Below are 20,304 nucleotides of genomic sequence, written 5' to 3' on the forward strand. Positions count from 1 at the left end.
GCGAGGTGGCGTCGATAAGCGAGAAGCAGCTAGTGCTGCACCGCCTTAGCGGCGCCGATTCCGGTGAGGGCACGCACTTCCATCTCCGCCGCTTTGCCCTCGAAGTTATCGGGCTTACCGAGGTAGGTGCCGATAATGCCGAGGAGGAACCCGGCAGGGATCGCGACGATCGCGGGATTGGTAATCGGGAAGATCGCGAAGTCCGCATTCGGCAGCATGGCCGTCTCCGAGCCGGAGAATGCTGGGGAGAGCACGATGAGAATGACAGAGGTGAGCAGGCCGCCGTACATGGAGAACAGAGCGCCGGTGGTGTTGAAGCGCTTCCAGTAGAGCGAGTAAATGATCGTGGGCAGGTTGGCCGCGGCGGCGATACCGAAGGCCAAGGCAACCAAGAAGGCGATATTTTGGCCCATGGCACCAATGCCCATGACGATGGCGAGTACGCCGATGACCACCACGGTGATGCGCGAGACTCGCACCTGCTCCTCCTCGGTGGCCTGCCCCTTACGGATCACGTTGTTGTAGAGGTCATGTGCCACCGAGGCCGAGGCGGTGATGGCCAGACCGGCGACCACGGCGAGGATGGTGGCGAAAGCGATGGCAGAGATCACAGCCATGAAGATCGTGCCGCCGACCCGCGCCGAGAGCAGCAGCACAGCAGAGTTCACTCCACCGGGTGCGGCCTGGATCTGCTCGGGGCCCACCAGCGCCGCGGCGCCATAGCCCATGAATACGGTGAGCAGGAAGAAGAGCGCGACGATGGCGATGGTCCACGCCACCGAGCGGCGTGCCTCATGGGCGGTGGGCACGGTGTAGAAACGCATGAGCACGTGCGGCAGGCCAGCGGTGCCGAAGACGAGCGCCATGCCGAGGGAGACGAAGTCCAGTTTGGTCAGCGTGGAGGCGCCGTATTTCAGGCCCGGCCCGAGGATATCCTCGCCCTTGGGGTGATTGGCCACGGCGGATCCGAGCAGCTCATTGAAGCCACCCTTCACGGCGAAGAAAGTCAGCAGGGTGATGAGGATGGAGCCGCCCACGAGCAGCACTGCCTTGATCATCTGCACGTAGGTGGTGCCCTTCATGCCGCCGACGAGCACGTAGACGATCATGAGCACACCGACGATGGCGACCACGCCTGACTGCGCGACCTTGCCCTCGATGCCCAGCAGCAGGGCGACGAGTCCGCCGGCGCCGGCCATTTGGGCGATGAGATAGAACAGCGAAATAGACAGCGTCGAGATCGCAGCCGCGGTACGCACCGGCCCTTGCTTCAGCCGGAAGGAGAGCACATCGGCCATGGTGAAGCGGCCAGTATTGCGCAACGGTTCTGCCACGAGCACGAGTGCCACCAGCAGGGCCACGAGGAAGCCCACGGAGTAGAGGAAGCCGTCATAGCCATAGAGGGCGATGGCGCCGGTGACGCCGAGGAAGGCGGCGGCGGAGAGGTAGTCGCCGGCAATGGCGAGGCCGTTTTGCTTGCCGGAGAAGGAGGCGCCGCCGGTGTAGAAATCGGAACCCTTCTGCGAGGTCTGGCGGGTCACGCGGATCACGATGCCCATAGTGGCCACGATGAACGCCACGAAGATGGAGATATTGAGCACCGGGTTGCCGGTGCTGATCGCTTCAGTCGCGAGCACTGTTGTGGAGTGAGTCATAAGTAGTCCTTGGTATCTGCTCGGAGGGGGCGGCGCTAGTGCTGCTGGGGCTCAGTGAGGCGCTCGTTCATCTGCTCGCGGATCAGCGCGGAGGCGGGATCCAGCGTGTTATCGGCGAAGCGCAGATAGGCCCAGGTAACAATCCCGGCGGTGAGGAACTGGGCGATGCCGAGGACCATGCCGAGGTTGATATAGCCGAACACCTTGATGGTCACCACGTCCACCAAGAAGGTGGCGGTGACAATGTAGAGCAGATACCAGGTGATGAAGGCGACGAAGACGGGGAAGACAAATCCACGGAAGGTGCTACGCAGGTGTGTGAAGTCTTCTGTGTGGGCGGTCTCGATGAAATCCTGCTCGGTGGGAGTCCGGGGCACGACCGGATCCCTACCGTGCGAGGAGGGGGATGGGGACACAGGCATGGGTGTCTCACTTCCTATTGTCAAAGGTTGGGCTCATATCGACCGACACTGTGTTCCACCACATGCCTCCATGCATGTGACGTGGAGCTCATAATGTGCAGCCGTTGTGAAGTGAGACACTACAGGCAGATGCGAGGACTGTGAAGCAACTTTCCTTTCTCATCCGAGCGCAGCACCCCCGCAAAAAAATGAGCCTCGCCTAAACTTCTTTGCACGTCTGCAAAGGTGCGGCACACCACCATCGCAACCCATGCCGCAAGTGACGGAGAAAATGGACTAAAAAATACTTTGATGCATCAATAATCTACCTGCATGGGGGTAACCATGTCGCATTTCGCGCCCGATACACCCCCTTCCCCAACGTAAGTTATGCAAAGTTCTTCACTTTTTTTCGCCGCTCTACCCCCTATTGGGCGATAGTTCCGGAGCGAGCCGCGGCGCGGCCGCCACTACCCCCGCTGTGGCGGCGCCAGCCTGGCGCTAGTACCGAATCAACCCGATATCGGTGACTACTTCAAAGCACTCATCCCCGCTGAGGGAGGATTGGTCCACCTGCGAATCGGGGTCGATGATCACCACGCGGTGGCCCTCCTCGCGCAGCCGCCGCAGCCCCTCGAGCAGCATGCGCAAGGCCACCGGTGCCAAAGAGATAACGCGAGAGATGTCCACGGCGAAGATCGGGCCGCGAATCTCGCGGGTGCGCATGGCGTGCAATAAGGCCTCGCCGGCCGAGAAATTGAGCGTTCCCTGCAGCTTGAGAAGGGAAATATCTCCCTCTTGGACCAGCTCGCGCACCGCGTTCACGCCACGCCGGTCGGTGGACATCAAGTGCAGGCCCCAATCACGGGAGAGCCGCTGGAATACCTTGCGCCCCAGCACCGAGTTGCCATTGACGTCGAGCGGCGGGGAGAAGGTGGCAATGCCCAGCTGCCCGGGCAGACAGCCCATCATGCCGCCCGAAACCCCCGATTTAGCGGGAATGCCCACGGAGGTCATCCATCGCCCGGCGGCGTCATACATGCCCGCCGAGGCCATCACGGCCAAGGCTTGGTGGCACACGTCCTCGCTCACGACCTGCTCGCCGGTGAGCGGCTGCACCCCACCATTGGACAGGGTGGCGGCCATGACCGCGAGATCCCGCACGGTGACGTTGATGGAGCACTGATACACATAGGAGACCACGGCGTCATGGGCGTCGTCGCCGATGATGCCGTAGGAGCGCAGCATGTGCGCGATGGCGAAGTTACGATCCGAGTTGTCCAATTCCGAATAGGCCACCGCCATGTCCACGCTGAGCTCGCGGCCGGCCAGCCGAGAGAATTGGGCAAGGATCTTCTCCACGCGTTCTTCAATGGTGGAGTCCACGCCATTAATCAGCTGGTTAATAGCGATCGCCCCCGCATTAATCATGGGATTAACCGGGCGGTTGGTGGGCGTATCCAAAGACAGTTCATTAAACGCCTCGCCGGAAGGCTCCACGCCCACGGTTTCTAAGACGGTCTGCAACCCACATTCTTCGAGGGCGAGGGCATAGGCGAAGGGCTTGGAGACTGACTGCATGGAGAATTCGTGCTCGGCATCGCCGACACAGTAGATGCGGCCATGCGAGGTGCACAGGCCGATGGCCTTGCGCTCCGGATCGGCCTGCGCCAGCACGGGGATATAGTCGGCGACCGTGCCTTCCGCGTCATAGTCGATGGACTCGAGGGCGAGCGATAGGTAATCGTGAATCGGGGTAGACATACTTCAGCTCCAAAGCCTTCCTTATCGCTGCGGGCCACAGGCGGACAAACTCGACACTACCAACGCTCGGCCTCTGCCTAGGACCCGCCTGCCAGCAGCGCTCTTCCCAGCACTATCGTGGTGGATGATGAACACCTCTGATGCCGCGTCCGCCGCTGGCGCCACCGACCCCACCGACCCCACCGCTGCCGTCAGCCAGCGCCAAGCGATCGTGGTGTGGCTGGCCGCCGTCGTGGTCTACATCGTGGCCATCATGGGCCGCGGTTCCTTTGGCGTAGCCAGCGTCGAAGCCTTCGAGCGTTTTTCCGCCTCCGCCAGTGGGCTCGCCGTGTTCACCGCGGTGCAAATGGGGGTCTATGCCCTCGCCCAGATTCCCACCGGCGTGCTGATTGATCGTTTCGGTGCCCGCCGCCTGCTCGTCGCCGGCGCCCTCGTCATGGCCGGCGGCCAGCTGGTGCTCGCGCTGAGCACGAGCTTTACGGTGGCCATCATCGCCCGGGTGCTGGTGGCGATGGGCGATGCCACCGCATTTTTGTCGGTGATGCGCATCATTCCGCAGTGGTTTCCCTTGCACCGGGCGCCCATTTTCACGCAGCTGACTGCCGCGTTGGGACAGGTGGGCCAGTTTCTTTCCGCGGTGGTGTTTCTCGGTATCCTCCACGCCGCGGGCTGGGAAGTGGCCTTCATTTCCGCGGCGGCGGCGGGCGTGCTGGTGGCGCTGGCGGCCTGGGTGGCTATTCAGGAGCCGCCCCGCCGGCTGGTGAGTTCCACCCAGCCGCTGCGGGCCCGCCTGCGTATCGTGGCCACCCATCCGGCCTGCTGGCAGGGCTTCTTCATTCACGGCATCGGCCTATTTCCACAGGTGGTCTTCACTCTCACCTGGGGCATCCCGCTGATGACCCTCGGCATGGGAATCAGCGCCCACGTCGCCGGCTGGGTGCTGGTGGTCAATACCGTAGTTCAGGTTCTTGCCGGCCCGCTCCACGGGTTCATCTCGGCGCGCTTCGGGGCGAATCGCTGGATGCTGGCGCTGGTGAGCTCGGGCATCACGATAGCGCTGTGGGCGCTATTTTTCTGCAGCTCCTCCCCGCGCGGGGTGGCGTGGATCGTGGTGCTCAATGTGGTGATGGGTGCGCTTGCTCCGGTGGCCAATTATGGCTTCGACCAGGTGCGCGAGGCCGTGCCCCACGAGGTACTCGCCACGGGCACGGGCTTGGCCAACATGGGCGGCTTCACCGCCGGCATGATCGTCGCCCAAGGCTATGGCATGCTTCTCGACGTCGCCGCCGCGGACAGCACCCACTACACGTGGGGCGATTTCCGCTTCGCTGGGCTCGCCGCCCTCATCGTGTGGGCGCTGGGCGCCAGTGCTTTGGTGTGGGCGCGCCGCCGCGAGCGCCGCTAGCGCGGGCTGGGGCCACCACGGCCCCGCAGCAGCGCATCCACCACGCTGTGCACCGCTTGGTCGCCTAAGGTTTGACGCACGGCGTCATAGACCTTGCCGGCGTCGAAGCTCGTACCGCGCGGAAATTCGATCCTGTCCTCGCCCTCATCTCCGGTGGGCGGGGTCGCCGCTGCGGGCTCGGCATCCTCCACCTCCTCCGCGTCCACCACATCCTCGGCGGCCGAGGCAGCGGAGGGAGCACCGGGCACGCCGTTGTGCTCCACATAGATCTCGCGCGTGTCCTCATCGATCACGAGATATTCCTCGGGATCGACCCCGAGGGTACGGAGGGTATCGGCGAACTCGATGAGATCAGCGACGGTAGGGCTATCCATATCGAGCCCGATACGCATCGAAATATTCATTGCACTGCTCCTTCTAGGCACTACGTGCACCCCAGTGTAGCGATTTAGAAACGCTCACTCCCCCGGGGAATGCGCCGCATCTGCTGGGGCCGCTGCTGGCCGCCGCCGGAGAAAGAACCCATGGGTCCGAATCGGTGCTCCATCCCCTCCGAATCGGCAATCTCATCACTGATGGTGGACTCGCCCCAGAACACCTCGTCCACCACCTGCCGGGCGCGGCGGGTCTTTTTCAGATAGTCCTCCAAAAATTCCTGGTAATTCATGGGGTTCCAGCCGGCGGCCGCCGCGGTTTCCGCGAGCTGCGGCCCGGGCTGCGGCAGCTGATCGGTGCGCTTGCCCCGCACCAGCACCAGCGCATTGCGGGCGCGGGTGGCGGCCAGCCATGCGGAGCGCAGAATCTGTACCTTCTCCGCGTCCACGATGCCCTCATGTTCCATCACATCCAGCGCCTCCAAGGTGGAGGTGGTGTGCAGGGCTGGGTGCTTGTGCGCCTCGAGCATACTCACGAGTTGCACCGTCCACTCGATATCGGTGAGCGCGCCCCGCCCCAGCTTGGTGTGGGTTTTACGATCCGCGCCGCGCGGCAAGCGCTCATTGTCCACGCGCGCCTTCATGCGGCGCACCTCGCGCACAGTCTTCTCATCCACGCCTTCAGGGGGATAGCGGAACTCGTCGATGGCGGCAAGGAACTGCACGCCCAGCTCCTTATCGCCGGCAATGTCGGTGGCCCGCAGCAGCGCCTGCTTCTCCCATACCGCACCCCACGAGGAGTAGTAGCGCTGATAGCTTTCCACGGTGCGGGCCACGGCCCCCGATTTCCCTTCAGGGCGCAGGCCCAAATCCACCTCGAGGGAGGGATCGCTGGAGGGCTTGCTCAGCCGGCGGCGCATGCGATCGACGATGCGCTTAGCCCACATCAGCGCCTCATTCTCCCCCACCGACTCCACGGGCTCGGCCACAAACATCACATCGGCATCGGAGCCATATCCCAGCTCCTTACCGCCCAATCGGCCCATACCGATCACCGCGATGCGGGCAAGGGGTTTGTCCACCTCGCCCTTGTGCACGGAGCCGCGGATCTCGGCGGCGAGGGCGGCGTCGAGCACCGCATCCCAGATCTCCGAGAGGCTCGCACACACCGTCTGCACGTCGATAAGCCCGAGGAGATCCGCGGAGGCGATACGCGCCAGCTCTACTCGACGCAGAGAGCGGGCCACGGTGATCGCCCGGTCGGGATCATCGTGCCGGGCCGCGGCCGCACGCAGTGACTTGGCAATGGTCTCCGGGGATTGCTCCAAAAGCCGCGGCCCCTTGGCGGAGTCGCTAAAGAGCTTGAGCACCTCGGGGGCGGAGACCACCAGATTCGCCGCATAGGGCGAGGTCCCCAGCACTTTCATCAGGCGCTGCCCCACGATCCCCTCATCGCGCAGGGTACGCAAGAACCACGTGCGGTCATAGGCCGCATCCGAGAGCTTGCGATAGTTGAGCAGGCCTTGGTCCGGGTTGGCGGTATCGCCCAGCCACTCCATCAGGGTGGGCAGCAGCATCGCCTGGATCTTGGCCTTGCGGGAGGAGCCCGAGGCGAGCGCCGTGAGATGCTCATAGGCCCGATCTGGGAATTGATAACCCAAAGCAGCCAGCTGCAGCTTCGCGGATTCCTTACTCAAGGTGAGCGTGCCCGAATCGAGCGCCGCCACCGAGCCCAGCAAGGGGCGGTAGAACAGCCGCGTGTGCAGCCCACGGACCTGAATGGAGACGCGTTTGAGCTTCTTCAACAGGGTTTCCGCGCTGGTGCCGCGTCCCTCGCCGCGCAGCCCGGCAGACCGCGCCAGCCACCGCAGGGCGGTGGTGTCCTCCGGCTTGGGCAGGGCATGTGTGCGCCGCAGGCGCTGCAACTGCAAGCGGTGTTCGATGGTGCGGAGAAACTCATAGTCCTCGATGAGCACCTTGCCGTCTTCACGGCCCACATAGCCGGCGTCGATAAGCGCCTCGAGTGCAGACACGGTGGCCTTGGTGCGCAGGGTCTCGTCCACGCGGCCGTGCACCATCTGCAGCAGCTGCACGGCAAATTCCACATCGCGCAGCCCGCCGCGGCCGAGTTTGAGCTCGCGCTCTTGCATATCGGAGGGCACATTATTCAGCACCCGAGAGCGCATGTGTTGCACGCCCTCCACAAAATTATCCCGCTGGCTGGCCTCCCACACCATGGGATCGAGCGCCTCAATATAGCGGCGTCCCAGCTCCATATCGCCGGTGAGAGGGCGGGCCTTGAGCAGCGCCTGAAATTCCCAGGTTTCCGCCCAGCGCTTGTAGTAGCTCACATGTGATTCGAGGGTGCGCACCAGCGCCCCTCGCTTGCCCTCGGGGCGCAGGGCGGCATCGACCTCGAAGAAGGCTTTGCCGCCGATGCGGATGAGTTCGCTGGCCAGGCGGGTGGCCTTCGGGGTAGCCGGCTCGGCTACGAAGATCACATCAACATCGGAGATATAGTTCAGTTCCCGCGCCCCGCACTTGCCCATGGCGATCACCCCGAGCGCGCAGTCCAGGGGATCCTCGCCGTAGACCCCGGCGGCGGCCACGGCGAGCCCAGCGGTGAGCGCGGCATCGGCCGCATCAGACAGCCGCGCCGAGACCGTCTTAAACGCCACCATCTCCAATCCGGAGCGGCGGCTGGTCTCGGGATAGGTGCCGGCGAGATCCGCGGCGGCAATGCGCATGATGATGCTGCGATAGGCCACCTTCAGCGCCCGCTCGGCCTCAGTGCCCGCCATGCAGGCCACATACATGCCCACCTCGGAGCAGTTCTCGGCCGCGGGCTGGGCGGAGACATCCTCGGCAAAGCGGGCGGGACGGGCATCCACCGCGCCGAGCATGAGGCGCAGCATCTCCTCCTTGGTGGGCATCGGCTCTTTGAGGCTGCGCCACGTCTCCGGATGGGCCACCAGATGATCGCCGAGCGCGGTGGAACCGCCGAGGAGCGCGATGAGTCGGACCCGCAGCTCGCGGTGCTCGCGCATGCTGCGATCAAACTCGGCGCGTTCCGCATCGTCGAGGTTGCCGACCAAGCGAATGAGGGTATTGAGCGCCAGATCCGGGTCGGCGGCACCGGAGAGCTGCCGCAGCAGCTCGAGGGACTCCTCGTTATACCACCCCAGCTCCTTGAGGTCATCGGCGGCCGTGGGGCGCTGGAGGGACAAGCTGGCTGGGGTGGGCAGACTAGTGCGCATGATCTTTATCCTCGACTGCGGGCGGTGGAATGCTCGATCTTAGTAGTGCAGATTGGTGCGCAATTCCCACGCGCTGATCTGGCTTTGATAGTCCCGCCACTCGCTCCACTTGCTGCGCAGGAAAAACTCGAAGACGTGCTCGCCCAATACCTCGGCGAGGAACTCGGACTGCTCCATCATGTGCAATGCCTGGTCCAGGCTGGCCGGCAGGTCCTGATAGCCGAGGGCGCGGCGCTCCCGGCGGGTCAGCTGCGAGATGTCGTCCTCGGCCGGATCCGGCAGCTCATAGCTTTCTTTAATGCCGCGCAGACCGGCGGCAAGCAGCACCGAATAGGCCAGGTAGGGATTGCAGCCGGTGTCCGGGGAGCGCACCTCGATACGCCGAGAGGAGACCTTCGTGGGCCGATAGGTGGGCACCCGCACCATGGCGGAACGATTCGATACCCCCCACGTGGCCGCGGTGGGGGCCTCGTTGCCAAACATGATGCGCTTATAGGAGTTCACCCACTGGTTGGTGACCGCGGAGATCTCCGGGGCGTGGTAGAGGATGCCGGCGATGAACTGCTTCGCGGTGCGCGAAAGGTTGTACATGTCATCGGAGTCGTGGAAGGCATTGGTATCGCCCTCGAATAGCGACATGTGGGTGTGCATGGCCGAGCCGGCGAAATCCCGGAAGGGCTTCGGCATAAAGGTGGCCTTCACGCCGTGGTGGGCGGCCACATCCTTAATCAGGTAGCGGAAGGTCATGATGTTATCCGCCATATTCAGCGCCTCGGCATAACGGAGATCAATCTCCTGCTGGCCCGGCGCGGTCTCGTGGTGCGAGAACTCCACGGCGATGCCCATGGATTCGAGAGCGGCCATGGCGTCGCGGCGGAAGCGCGGGGCATCGTCGTAGGTGGCGTGGTCGAAGTAGCCGCCGTTATCGGTGGGCACGGGCTCTTTGCCATCAGTATCGAGGCTGCGGACCATGTAGAACTCAATCTCGGGGTGCAGCAGCGCCCGGAAGCCTTCATCGGCCAGCCTTTCGGTCTGGCGTCGCAGCACCTGGCGGGGATCCACCCAGGAGGGCTGACCATCGGGCATGACGATGTCGCAGAACATGCGGGCGGTGTTTTCCAGCCCTTCGCCATAGGAATCCGGCAGCATCTGGAAGGTGGAGGGATCGGGCTTGGCCAGGGTGTCCGATTCAGAGATACGGGAAAAGCCCTCCACGGCCGAGCCATCGAAACCGATGCCGTCTTCGAGCGCGATCTCGAGCTCTGCGGGGGCGATAGCCACGGACTTCAGGTAGCCGAGGATGTCGGTAAACCAGAGGCGCACGTAGCGGATGTCTCGTTCTTCAATGGCGCGGAGCACGAATTCCTGTTGGCTGTTCATATAATCCAACCTACTTGAGTTGGGCGCTCGAGTTGGTCCAGTATCCCGCCCTAATCTACGGCCGCGGCCCAGCACACCCCCGAGTGGTGTTTACGCAGCTAACACGGAGCAAAACTGGTAGATATTGGGCATGGGCACTGCCACGAATCTTGAGGTTGAAATAAAGTTCTCCGCCACCGAGGAGCTCGCGGTTCCGGATCTGACGCATGTCTCTGGCTGCGAGGCGGCGCGCGAGACCGTGGTGCATCGTTTATCGGCGGTGTATTTTGACACCCCCGATCTGCGGTTGACGCGGGCGAAAGTGACGCTGCGGCGCCGTACCGGCGGCAAGGATGACGGCTGGCATATTAAGCTACCCAGCGAGCAGGGTCGGCTGGAGATTCACGCCGATAGTGACCCCTCAGATCCGGAACGCATCCCCGCGGAGATTCTGGCGACGGTGCGGGCCCTAAGCCGCGGCCACAGCCTGGAGCCTATCGCCCGAGTGGATAATGAACGCCACGAGACGGTGTATGAGGATGCGGCGGGAGAAGCGTTGGCTGAGTTCTGCGATGATCACGTATCTGCCCGCTCTTTCCTGCCCACGGGCACGGCGCGGCGCTGGCGCGAGTGGGAGATCGAGCTCGCCGGGCCGGCGGCAGAGACCAAGCGCGGGGCGAAGTTCTTGCGCAAGGCCAGCAAGGTGGTGCGCGCCGCCGGCGCCAGCGACTCCGATAGCCCCTCCAAGTTGGTAGCAGCGTTGGGCGAGTCGATTACTGCCGCCCCTACTCCCCCACAGCTGGCCGAGCTGCCCTCCTCGTCCCCCGCGGCGGGCGTGGTGGCGGCGCTGGCGCAGAATCGCGATCGCATCGTGGAGATGGATCCGCGGGTGCGCCGCGATGAGTGGGATTCGATCCACCAGATGCGGGTGGCCACCCGTGAGCTGCGCAGCCACATGCGCACCTTCGAGGGCATTCTCGTGGGCGAGGCCTATAGCCATATTGAGCAGGAACTCAAGGCCTTGGCCGGCATCCTCGGCCAGGCCCGCGATGCAGAGGTGGTGGCCGAGCGCATGGTTCATCTGATTGAGGCCGAGGACAGCGGCATGATCGATGAGACCACCCGCGCCCGCGTGCTCCAGGGGCTCAACCGCGATTATCGCCGTGCCCACGCCCGGGTGGTGAAGGTGCTTGATAGCGAGCGCTATCTCACCTTATTGCGGGATCTCGACGAGCTGCTCGCCCATCCCCCGCTGGCCGCCGACGTGCATGAGGCCGCCAATGCTGCGGCAGCGCCCGAGCCGGAGCAGGTGCTGGCCGGCCATCTCGACGGCGCCTACCGCCGTTTGGTGAAGCGCCATAAGAATGCGGTGGCGCTGTGGGCCAACCAAGAGCTGGATCTGCACACCCGCGAAAACGCGGTGCACGATATGCGCAAGGCGGCGAAGAAGTTGCGCTATTCGGCGGATGCCGCCGGCGCGGCCACCTCCTTGAAAACGAAGAAGGTGGTGAAGGCCTGTAAGCGCATGCAGTCTGTGCTCGGCGACTTCCAGGACACCGTCACCTCGCGGGATATGATCGTGCGGCTAGCGCTGCGCGCCCGCGCGAAGGGCGAGGATACCTTCGCCTATGGGTTGCTCTATCAAAAAGAACGCCAGCTGGGGCTGCAGGCCCTCAGCGGCTATGAAGAGTCTTTCGACGCCATTCGCGCCGCCTATACAAAGATGAGCGCGCGGCGTCGATAAGCGCTACGACTGCGGTCTTATCCCCAGTCGTCGTCGTTCCAGTCGTCCTCGCGCTCGCGCTCATCGGCGGCCTCGTTGCGCTGGTGCACGATCTCGAAGGCGTTGCGGGCCTCTTCTTCGGTGGCATAGGGACCCATGCGGTCGTCCCACGATCCCACCTTGTCGGTGGATACTTCTCCGGTGGAGACGTTGTAGTACCACTTTTTCTCAGTCATGCACGCTCCTTAAAAACTTTGTGTATTGGGCATTATGCCTATTGTAGGGGTCTTAGCGCCCCCATGTCGGCGCATGTGGGAACGCGCTGTCCTAGAGTGGGTGAGAAGTTATGTTCCCGCGGAGTCCTAAGGAGGGGCCAAGGTGTTGTGGCCGAGCGCACATCCTGATCACGCAGCGGAGGTGGCACGGCTACACCCCACCGCCGCTCCGGTGGCCTCGGCCCCTGCGACTGTGCCGGTCATTGGCGAATATGGCGATGACACCGGCGGTACCGTGATCATTGCGCACACGACCTATCGCAGCGCGGTAGCCGCCAGCCCTGTCGCAGAGGATGTAGTGCGGGTGCAGGTGCACGCCCGCGATGTGGACGGCACCACCACCACGTTCAGCGAGACCATTGGCTGGTCGCGGGTGGTCGAGCTCATGGATCAGCCGCCCGCTGCCCACGCGGAGCTACGCACCGCTTATCCGTGGGCATGGCGCTTATCGACGCTCATTGCCAGCCTCGGCTGGCGTCCCTCCGCCGCCTCCGGCCACGCCGGCTTGGAGATCACTGTCTTCACCGATATTCCTGCCGTCGTGGGCTTTGGTCGCTTCGAGGCCACCGAGGCGGCGCTGGCGCTGCTCATTCACAGCGAGTCCACGGCCAAGGATGATGCGCCGGGGCGCACCCGCGTGGTGGACACCTTGGTGCATCATGCCGCCACGCTGGCCCCGCAACCGGTGCTTCCCGCCCGCTACCATGCGGCGCTGCGTAGCACCGGCGCATCCACGAGGCCGCATCTGGTGGTGCTCGATCACGCCGATGGCTCGGTAACGGCCGCCGCGAATCTCAGCCAGGACGGCGGGCAGCCGCACGTGGTGATCGGGGTGTATGCCCCGGGCCAGCGCCCCGCGCCTGCGGAGGCGAGCGCCACCCGCCGTGCCTGCATGGCTGCGGCGTGTTCCACCTTCGGAGTGACGACACTGCGGAGTCTCCCCGATGCCTCGGAGCGCATCCATGACTGGGTGCAGGCGCTGCATATTCACCATTCCCACAGCGATTCCCCCGTGCCGGACTATGTGCCGAGCGCCCGCGAGGCACAGGAGTGGGCCGAGTTTTTCGCGGCGGAAGATGAGCGCGCCCAGCACACCGCCATGTTTTTGCGCTCCCGGCGCGAATCCCAGGCCTATGATGCGCTGAATGCCTCGGCAACAGCACTAGCGACGCACTGTGCCACGGGCAGCGCCCTCGATGAGCACCTCACCGCGCTGGTGCAGCTCTGCCGCGCCCGCGGGGCCGTGGCGGCTCGCCCCCTAGAGTGGGGCGTCTCGCCCGCGGTACTCGCCGTTGTCCCCCAGTCCCGCGCCCAGCACACCATTGCGGAGCTCAGCGAGGACGGGTGTGTCGTCGTTGCGCTGGGCACCGGAACCACCGCTTGTATGCACTAGCCCCCATCTACACGAGAGCCTATGACCTTCGACTCCATCCCTCGCGTCCTGTCCATCGCCGGTACGGATCCCACCGGCGGCGCCGGTATCCAAGCCGATATCAAGGCCATCTCCGCGGCCGGTGGTTTCGCGATGACAGTCGTGACCTCCTTGGTATCGCAAAACACACGCGGGGTGCGCGAGATTTTTACCCCGCCCCGCTCTTTCCTGCGCGAGCAGCTGGAGGCGGTGCGCAGCGATGTGGATATTGACGCCATCAAGATCGGCATGCTTGGCGATCGCGACACCATCGGCGAGGTGGCGGATTTTCTGGGGCGTATCGACGCCGACATCCCGGTGGTGATCGACCCCGTGATGCAGGCCTCCTCGGGGGATCTGCTGCACGATGAGCGCTCGGCCGATGCCCTCATTGAGCTGCTTCCTCGCGCCGATCTGATCACTCCCAATGCTGGGGAGCTGGCGGTGCTCCGCCAGGCCATGAACGGCAGCGGTCCTTTCCACGCTGGGGAGTGCACGAATCGCGAGGAATCGCTCGCCTATGCCGCCGAGGTCGCGCGCACGCTGCACACCGCCGTGGTGTGCAAGGGCGGCCATATCTCCGATGCGGACGCCGGCAACACACTGATCACCCCCGATGGCGCCCAGTGGCATACCCCTGTCGAGCGAATCGATACCCGCAATACCCACGGCACCGGCTGCTCCTTGTCCTCGGCTATTGCGACTCGGCTCGGCGCCGGCGAGCATGCATCCGAGGCTGTGCACTGGGCCACCGTGTGGCTGCGTGAGGCCATCGCGCACGCCGATGAGCTGGAGGTAGGCCACGGCCATGGGCCGGTGCACCACTTCCACCAGCTCTACCGGCAGGCCGGGCTGCTGGGCGAGTAAAAAAGAGGGGCGAATGAGCCGGCCTATGAGCCGGATTCTGTTCCCGCGGCTGCTGCCGTGGGCGGTAATCATCCATCTGGACCCGCCATTGCTGACGGGCCTCACGCGGCCAACCCACACGGCTCAAGAAGTCGAGCAACCTCAGCCTTTCACTTGGCTGTCCGTGTGCAGGCACACCAGTGGTGCGCCCTTCGGCCTTGCTCCCGGTGGGGTTTACCTAGCCGCCCGCATCACTGCGGGCGCTGGTGCGCTCTTAACACACCCTTTCACCCTTACCTGCCAGTGCATATCTTCCAGTACAGCTGGGAGGCGGTTTCCTTTCTGTGGCACTATTCCCGCAGGTCGCCCTGGGTTGCCGTTAGCAACCACCGTGCTCTGTGGAGTCCGGACTTTCCTCGACGAGGCGACGTACACGCTCCCGCGCAGTTACGCCCGCCGCGATTACCCAGCCGACTCATTCGCAAGAAGCTAGCTTAGCCGGTGAGATTCACAATGCGCACACTCACTGGGCCATCGGCGTAAAACTCCACCACGGAGATGGAGGCGAGGTCGAGGTGTAGCCGGTGAAAGAAGCGCTCATCGGCGCCGAGGGCATGCCTCAGCACCGCCTTGATGGGGGTGACATGGGCGACGAGGGCAAGGGTGCGTTCGCGGTGGCGCTCGATGAGCTGCTGCACGCCTTCCCACACGCGATGATCGGCGTCGAGTACGGATTCCCCACCGGGGGCGGCCATGGTGGGGTCGTTCAGCCAGGTGCTGTGCAGCTGTGGATCGCGGGCGTGGGCGTCAGCGAAGCTCAGCCCATCCCAGTCGCCAAAGTCCATCTCGTGCAGGCATTCGGCGGTGTCCACAGCGGGGCCTTCGATCGTCTCGGCGAGGATCTCGGCGCTGCGCTGGGCGCGGCTCAGAGGCGAGGCCACGATGGCGTCGATGTGCTGCGCCCCATAGAAGCCCTCCCCGTCGAGGCCCGCGGCAATGCGCTGTGCAGCCGCCCGCACCTGCTGTTCGCCGAGCTCCGTGAGCGGGGCATCAGAGTGGCCGGCATAGAGTTTCTGCGCGGACATCTCGGTTTGGCCGTGGCGCAGCAGGATCAGCCGCGTCGGCGTGCTCGTCGCCCCAGTCCAGCGCGCCGCGGTGCTGGGGGCGCTCGGGGCGGGGTCGAGCGGCAGCTCCTGAACGGTGCCGGGCTCGTCGGTGGCGAGCAGCGGATGTACCGCCCGTGGCTGCGGGCGATCCTCCCCACCGAGCACCATGTGCCCCGGCTTCACCCCGGTGCCGTGCAGGTCCATGGCCTCATTAGAGAGCTCATCGGCCCGCTTATTCTTGGCCCGCGGAATCCAGTGATAGCTCACTTCCCCGATCTCCTGGGCCAAGGAGCGCGCCGCCAGTGCCAGCTTCTGCATATCGGCGTGTTTGATCTTCCACGCCCCAGACATCTGCTGCACCACCAGCTTGGAGTCCATGTACACCTCCACCTCGGAGGCGCCAAGGTCGCGGGCGACCCGCAGACCGTTAATCATGCCGTGGTATTCGGCCACGTTATTGCTCGCCGAGCCCAGGTATTCCACCACGGTGGCCAGCTCGCGGCTGCGGGTGGCGTTATACACCACGGTGCCGGCCCCAGCGATACCGGGATTGCCGCGGGAGCCGCCATCGGATTCAATAACCAGCTTCACAGATGCTCCCTCCTAGCCGCGCTCACGCACCAAGTAGGTGCCACACTCTGGGCAGGTGGGCACGCTATCGCTGGGGGCGGACATGATGGCGGATGCCTGCGCCACCGGCAGGATAATGGAACACCCGCCACAGGTGCGCCCATTAAAGAATGCGGCGCCGAAGGCGGAGGCGCTCGCCGCGAGCAGCCGCAGCGCGTCCTCGGGGAGCTCGGCGCGGAGCTCAGTGATGCGCTCCGCATTAGAGGCCTCGGCGGCCTCGGTGGCGTGCTGGGCGGCGGCCACCACCCGCTCCGCGGCCTCGATCTTGCGATCCAACTCATCGGATTCCGCGCCGCTGGCCATGGTATTCATCTCGGCGGCAGTCACCCTCTGCTCTGCCTCCTGCAGGAGGTTCTGCTGCTCGCTCAGTTTCTGGCGGGTGGAGCGGAGATCGTGCTCGAGATCGCGGCGGGTGGCGGTATCCGTCGACGCCCCCAAGGCCTGCACATTGGCCTTTTCGCGGCGCCGTAGCTTGCGGATATCCGCCTCGATCCGGCTGACCGCCCACCGCTGATCCTCGGTGGACATCTGCGAGGCGGCGCGGGCATTGCGCTCCTCGGCGCGCTGGGCGAGCAACGCCTCCAACACCTCGCGCTCGGCCTGCTCTTCTTTTTTCAGCGGGCCGGCTCCAACGCGTTCGCGGCGAGCTAATTCGGCGAGCATGGGCTGCAAGTGCGCAGCTAGGCGCATGATTCTCCTCTAGTGGTGGTGCGGGTGTGCGGACATCGTCCACGGGTCGGTACGGATGTCGATGATTGTAGTGTCTAGCCCCGTTTCCGTAGCGATCAGCTCACTGACCTGCGCGGTCCAGGGGAACTCGCTGGCCCAGTGCGCGGTATCGATCACGGCGGGGCCACCGGCGCGCAGATACTCGTCCACGGGGTGATGGCGCAGATCGGAGGTGACGTAGACATCCACGTCCAATCCGCGCACCGTATCGAGGAAGCTATCCCCCGCCCCCGAGGAGACCGCCACGCGCTGCACGAGCTGCTCGGGGTCGCCGGCGGCCCGAATCCCCCAGGCGGTTTCGGGCAGGGCGTTCGCCACCTGCTGCACAAAATCGGCGAGCCGCATCGGCTCGGGCAGCTGTCCGATGCGCCCCAACCCATAGGCCTGCTCGGGGTCGGTGATGCCGGCGAGCTCGACGATATCGAAGGCCACCTCCTCATAGGGATGGGCCTGCTGCAGTGCGGCATGGATGGCCTGGCGGGCTCGGCGCGGGGCCACGCATTCCACCCGCCACTCGGCGGTGTGCTGCAGGGTGCCCACCTCGCCGTCATAGGGATCGGCGCCGTCCTGGGGCTCAAATTGGCCGGTACCGGGGAAGCTATAGGCGCACTTGGCATAGTGCCCGATCTTGCCCGCACCAGCACTAAATAGCGCCTGCTTGACCTGCTCCAGATGGCTCTCGGGCACCTGTACGCCCCACTTATCCAGCCCCGCGGGATCGATCGGTTTGATGGGCCGGCCAGGGCGAATGCCGACCAGCTCGGCGAGCTTATCGTTCACCCCAGGCCGCGCCGAATCGGCATTGGTGTGCGCCGCAAAAAGCGCCACCCCGCCGCGGATAAGGGTGTGCAGCACCTGCCCCTTGGGGGTGTCGGCGGCCACCGAGTTCACACCCCGCAGCAGCAGCGGGTGGTGCACGATGAGCATGTCCACCCCCTGCTCCACGGCGCGCTGGGCCACCTCGAGGGTGACATCCAAAGCGAAGCCCACAGAACGCACTGGTGCTGTCGGGTCACCGCAGATCAGGCCCACCTTGTCCCAGGATTCCGCCAGATAGGGCGGGTAGGCGCGGTCTAGGATGGTGCGGATATCGGCCACGGTATAGCTCATGGACTCTCCTCATTCGCTGTGGTGTGTCGTCCACCCCAGCGTACGTGCCTAGTCCGTGGTGGTGGCGCAGGCCTGCAGGAAAGCGTCGATAAGCGTGCGCACAGCGGCCTCATCGCGCACCGCGAGCCGCCAATAGCGCTCATCTAGTCCGGGGAAGCTCTGGCAGGGGCGCACACTAATCCCGGCGCGGGCGAGAGCTAGGCGTACCTGCTCGGGGTGGGGGCAGCGCGGCTCGATAAGCATGAATGGCGCGGGTGAGGTGGGCAGGTGTATCCGCGCATGCGGGGCGAGCAGCGCGCACTGGCGTTGTTTCGCCGCCGCCAGCCGCTGCCGCTCATGGCGGAGAAACTCCTCGCCGTGTGCGGCCACGGCGAGAAAGGCTCGATACTGCAGCGTGCTCAGTGGCCAGTGCGGACGGTAGCGCGCCCAGCGCTGGAGAATCTCTGGACTACCCACCGCATAGCCACAGCGTAGCCCCGCTAGGGCGAAGGTTTTGGTGAGCGAGCGCAGCACCACATACTCCCCCGCCGCGGCCTTGTTGATCACGCTCCCGTGCTCGCCTGCGATGTCCATGAAGGCCTCGTCCACCACCACAGTGCGCTGTGGGGCGCGCAGCTCGGCGATCTCCTCGGCGCTATAGAGCCGGCCGGTGGGGTTGGTGGGATTGCCTAGCACCACCATGTCGGCCGCCGCGGGAATCGCCGGGAGCGAGAAATCGGCGGCAGTCGGACACAGCTCGACCTCATAGCCTTGGTCGAGCAGCTGGGCGGCGGGCTCGGTGAAACCGGGGCTCAGCACCACGGGATGGCGCGGCTCGCACCGCCCGAGCAGCGCAAAGCCCTCCGCAGCGCCGTTAAGCAGGAGCACGTTGTCTGCCCGTACCCCGTGCATCGCCGCGATCGCCTCTTGGGCCTGGGCGGCGATGCCGTGGTCCGGATAATCGCGCAGATTGTCCACCTCGGCGCGCAGCGGCGCGAGCAGCCACTCTGGGGTGCGGGCGGCGACGTTCACCGCGAAGTCGAGCTGCGCGGTGGCCGCAGGCACATCGCCGTGGAAATGTAAATCATAGAGGGACACAAACCTCAAGCCTAAAGCATGGCGTGGGGGTTTCTGACAGACTGGACAGCATGAGTTCTGGGACATTTCTGCTGCTCGATATCGATGGCACCCTCGTGGATTCTTTTCGCGGCATCCGCCACAGCCTGCTGCTCGCCTTAGACGAACTGGGGGTGGACCACCCCAGCGAGGAGTTCCTCTCCACTATCGCTGGTCCGCCCATGGAGCACACCCTCGGCCGGCTCGGCCTGGATGAGCAGACGACGCGCCGTGGTCTGCACTCCTATCTACGCCATTTCGGCGAGTCGGGCTGGTCGATGTCGCAGCCCTACCCTGGCGCGCTCGATTTCCTGCGCCGCGCCGCCGCCACCCCAGGGCTGACTGTGTCCACCTGTTCGAGCAAGGGCGAAGGCTTTGCCCGCCAGACCCTGGAGCACTTCGACATGATGGAGCACCTCGCCTTCCTCGGGGCGGCCGAGGAGCACGGCGCCCGCCGCACTAAGATTGCGGTGCTCGACTATGTCATGGACTGCCTCGAGATCGATCCGCAGCGCGACACAGTAGTGCTGGTGGGCGATCGCATCCACGATTTCGAGGCGGCCAACGCTCGGTCGATCGACTCCATCGCGGCCGAGTGGGGATATGGGCGTCCGAACGAGTACGCGGCGGCCACCCACTCCGCCTCCGATTTTGCAGCCACCGAAAGGATTCTCAGTGACTACTTCAGCTAAGCCCCACATCGTGTTCGTCTGCACCGGCAATATTTGCCGCTCCCCCATGGCCGAGGTCATCGTGCGCGCCGCAGTTGACGATGCGGGCATGGCAGACGCCGTCGAGATTTCCTCCTGTGGCATCGGCGGCTGGCATAGCGGACAAAAGGCGGATCGTCGCGCCCGCGCCGAATTGGCCGCGCATGGCTACGATGGCGAGTCCCATCGCGCCCAACAGCTCTCCAGTGCGCTTATCGACGCCGACCTGCTGATCGCTCTCGACGATGGACACGTCGATGACCTTCTCTCCCAGGGCGCCGCTGCGGAGCGTATTCGTTTATTGCGGTCCTTTGATCCGGACTCCGATCCGGAGGCCATCGTGGAGGATCCCTATTATGGCGGCAGCGAGGGCTTTAGCATTACCCGCAGGCAGATCGAGGCGGCCACCCCAGGCATTGTGGACTGGGTTCGCCACGCGACTTCGCTAAGCTAA

General features: G+C 64.8%; 17 protein-coding genes and 1 other RNA gene. 6 read left to right on the plus strand and 12 right to left on the minus strand.

Going from position 1 to position 20,304, the window contains the following annotated elements:
- Positions 1–29: 29 nt before the first annotated feature.
- The 3 genes from GBB18_RS03865 to GBB18_RS03875 form a co-directional block, all read right to left on the minus strand.
- Positions 30–1,655 carry a cation acetate symporter gene (locus tag GBB18_RS03865; RefSeq protein WP_151549236.1) on the minus strand — a complete coding sequence of 542 codons (1,626 nt, stop codon included), beginning with the start codon at positions 1,653–1,655 and terminating at the stop codon, positions 30–32.
- Between the two features lie 35 nt (positions 1,656–1,690).
- The gene (locus GBB18_RS03870) at positions 1,691–2,032 is read right to left on the minus strand and encodes a DUF485 domain-containing protein (RefSeq protein ID WP_225990231.1); all 342 of its coding nucleotides are present in this window, start codon (positions 2,030–2,032) and stop codon (positions 1,691–1,693) included.
- Between the two features lie 525 nt (positions 2,033–2,557).
- On the minus strand, positions 2,558–3,820 hold the full coding sequence (locus GBB18_RS03875; protein WP_151529208.1) for a glutaminase: 1,263 nt from the start codon (positions 3,818–3,820) through the stop codon (positions 2,558–2,560).
- Between the two features lie 124 nt (positions 3,821–3,944).
- Here GBB18_RS03875 and GBB18_RS03880 point away from each other — a divergent pair, with 124 nt between their 5' ends.
- Positions 3,945–5,225 (plus strand): nitrate/nitrite transporter, encoded by a 1,281-nt coding sequence (locus GBB18_RS03880; RefSeq protein ID WP_225979143.1) that lies wholly within the window; start codon positions 3,945–3,947, stop codon positions 5,223–5,225.
- Here GBB18_RS03880 and GBB18_RS03885 read toward each other — a convergent pair.
- From GBB18_RS03885 to glnA, 3 genes are read right to left on the minus strand one after another with little or no spacing between them, the layout of a single operon-like run.
- Positions 5,222–5,629, minus strand: a complete 408-nt coding sequence (locus tag GBB18_RS03885; RefSeq protein ID WP_151549238.1) for a hypothetical protein — start codon at positions 5,627–5,629, stop codon at positions 5,222–5,224. The two genes, GBB18_RS03880 and GBB18_RS03885, sit on opposite strands and share 4 nt — an antisense overlap.
- Positions 5,630–5,673: 44 nt before the next feature.
- Positions 5,674–8,856 carry a bifunctional [glutamine synthetase] adenylyltransferase/[glutamine synthetase]-adenylyl-L-tyrosine phosphorylase gene (locus GBB18_RS03890; RefSeq protein WP_151640816.1) on the minus strand — a complete coding sequence of 1,061 codons (3,183 nt, stop codon included), beginning with the start codon at positions 8,854–8,856 and terminating at the stop codon, positions 5,674–5,676.
- 39 nt (positions 8,857–8,895) lie between these two features.
- Positions 8,896–10,236, minus strand: coding sequence for a type I glutamate--ammonia ligase (glnA, locus tag GBB18_RS03895; RefSeq protein WP_151529205.1), 1,341 nt, complete (start codon positions 10,234–10,236; stop codon positions 8,896–8,898).
- Between the two features lie 130 nt (positions 10,237–10,366).
- On the opposite strand from glnA, the gene GBB18_RS03900 reads away from it, so the two are divergent.
- Positions 10,367–11,959 (plus strand): CYTH and CHAD domain-containing protein, encoded by a 1,593-nt coding sequence (locus GBB18_RS03900; protein WP_151640817.1) that lies wholly within the window; start codon positions 10,367–10,369, stop codon positions 11,957–11,959.
- 17 nt (positions 11,960–11,976) lie between these two features.
- On the opposite strand, the gene GBB18_RS03905 is transcribed toward GBB18_RS03900, so the two are convergent.
- Positions 11,977–12,174 (minus strand): hypothetical protein, encoded by a 198-nt coding sequence (locus tag GBB18_RS03905; protein ID WP_151549241.1) that lies wholly within the window; start codon positions 12,172–12,174, stop codon positions 11,977–11,979.
- Positions 12,175–12,316: 142 nt separating this feature from the next.
- Between GBB18_RS03905 and GBB18_RS03910 the strand changes: the two genes are divergently transcribed.
- Together GBB18_RS03910 and thiD are read left to right on the plus strand one after the other, a co-directional pair.
- On the plus strand, positions 12,317–13,606 hold the full coding sequence (locus tag GBB18_RS03910; protein ID WP_151640818.1) for a hypothetical protein: 1,290 nt from the start codon (positions 12,317–12,319) through the stop codon (positions 13,604–13,606).
- Positions 13,607–13,627: 21 nt separating this feature from the next.
- Entirely contained in the window at positions 13,628–14,491 is an 864-nt protein-coding gene (gene thiD, locus GBB18_RS03915) for a bifunctional hydroxymethylpyrimidine kinase/phosphomethylpyrimidine kinase (RefSeq protein ID WP_151640819.1), read from the plus strand.
- 10 nt (positions 14,492–14,501) lie between these two features.
- Here the strand turns inward: thiD and rnpB are convergent.
- The 5 genes from rnpB to cobC form a co-directional block, all read right to left on the minus strand.
- Positions 14,502–14,948: RNase P RNA component class A (gene rnpB, locus GBB18_RS03920), an RNA gene on the minus strand.
- A 16-nt stretch (positions 14,949–14,964) separates the two neighbouring features.
- Positions 14,965–16,167, minus strand: coding sequence for a bifunctional RNase H/acid phosphatase (locus tag GBB18_RS03925; RefSeq protein WP_151640820.1), 1,203 nt, complete (start codon positions 16,165–16,167; stop codon positions 14,965–14,967).
- Positions 16,168–16,179: 12 nt separating this feature from the next.
- Positions 16,180–16,896, minus strand: coding sequence for a C4-type zinc ribbon domain-containing protein (locus GBB18_RS03930; protein ID WP_151640821.1), 717 nt, complete (start codon positions 16,894–16,896; stop codon positions 16,180–16,182).
- A 9-nt stretch (positions 16,897–16,905) separates the two neighbouring features.
- A complete protein-coding gene (locus GBB18_RS03935; protein WP_151640822.1) occupies positions 16,906–18,045 on the minus strand; it encodes a Nif3-like dinuclear metal center hexameric protein in 1,140 nt (379 codons plus the stop codon).
- A 48-nt stretch (positions 18,046–18,093) separates the two neighbouring features.
- A complete protein-coding gene (gene cobC, locus GBB18_RS03940) occupies positions 18,094–19,122 on the minus strand; it encodes an Rv2231c family pyridoxal phosphate-dependent protein CobC (protein ID WP_192795918.1) in 1,029 nt (342 codons plus the stop codon).
- A gap of 50 nt (positions 19,123–19,172) precedes the next feature.
- On the opposite strand from cobC, the gene GBB18_RS03945 reads away from it, so the two are divergent.
- Positions 19,173–19,832 carry an HAD hydrolase-like protein gene (locus tag GBB18_RS03945; protein ID WP_151640824.1) on the plus strand — a complete coding sequence of 220 codons (660 nt, stop codon included), beginning with the start codon at positions 19,173–19,175 and terminating at the stop codon, positions 19,830–19,832.
- Entirely contained in the window at positions 19,816–20,304 is a 489-nt protein-coding gene (locus tag GBB18_RS03950) for a low molecular weight protein-tyrosine-phosphatase (protein ID WP_151640825.1), read from the plus strand. The genes GBB18_RS03945 and GBB18_RS03950 overlap by 17 nt, the downstream gene beginning before the upstream one ends.

The sequence above is a fragment of the Corynebacterium sp. 11A genome (assembly GCF_008930935.1).
In the GTDB taxonomy this organism is placed as follows: domain Bacteria; phylum Actinomycetota; class Actinomycetes; order Mycobacteriales; family Mycobacteriaceae; genus Corynebacterium; species Corynebacterium megadyptis.

Bases quoted from the DNA above. Each gene is read 5' to 3' on its own strand.
- GBB18_RS03875 (WP_151529208.1), bottom strand. From the start codon at position 3,820: ATGTCTACCCCGATTCACGATTACCTATCGCTCGCCCTCGAGTCCATC.
- GBB18_RS03945 (WP_151640824.1), top strand. From the start codon at position 19,173: ATGAGTTCTGGGACATTTCTGCTGCTCGATATCGATGGCACCCTCGTG.
- GBB18_RS03890 (WP_151640816.1), bottom strand. From the start codon at position 8,856: ATGCGCACTAGTCTGCCCACCCCAGCCAGCTTGTCCCTCCAGCGCCCC.
- GBB18_RS03935 (WP_151640822.1), bottom strand. From the start codon at position 18,045: ATGAGCTATACCGTGGCCGATATCCGCACCATCCTAGACCGCGCCTAC.
- glnA (WP_151529205.1), bottom strand. From the start codon at position 10,236: ATGAACAGCCAACAGGAATTCGTGCTCCGCGCCATTGAAGAACGAGAC.
- GBB18_RS03905 (WP_151549241.1), bottom strand. From the start codon at position 12,174: ATGACTGAGAAAAAGTGGTACTACAACGTCTCCACCGGAGAAGTATCC.
- GBB18_RS03885 (WP_151549238.1), bottom strand. From the start codon at position 5,629: ATGAATATTTCGATGCGTATCGGGCTCGATATGGATAGCCCTACCGTC.
- GBB18_RS03900 (WP_151640817.1), top strand. From the start codon at position 10,367: ATGGGCACTGCCACGAATCTTGAGGTTGAAATAAAGTTCTCCGCCACC.
- GBB18_RS03865 (WP_151549236.1), bottom strand. From the start codon at position 1,655: ATGACTCACTCCACAACAGTGCTCGCGACTGAAGCGATCAGCACCGGC.
- GBB18_RS03930 (WP_151640821.1), bottom strand. From the start codon at position 16,896: ATGCGCCTAGCTGCGCACTTGCAGCCCATGCTCGCCGAATTAGCTCGC.
- GBB18_RS03880 (WP_225979143.1), top strand. From the start codon at position 3,945: ATGATGAACACCTCTGATGCCGCGTCCGCCGCTGGCGCCACCGACCCC.
- thiD (WP_151640819.1), top strand. From the start codon at position 13,628: ATGACCTTCGACTCCATCCCTCGCGTCCTGTCCATCGCCGGTACGGAT.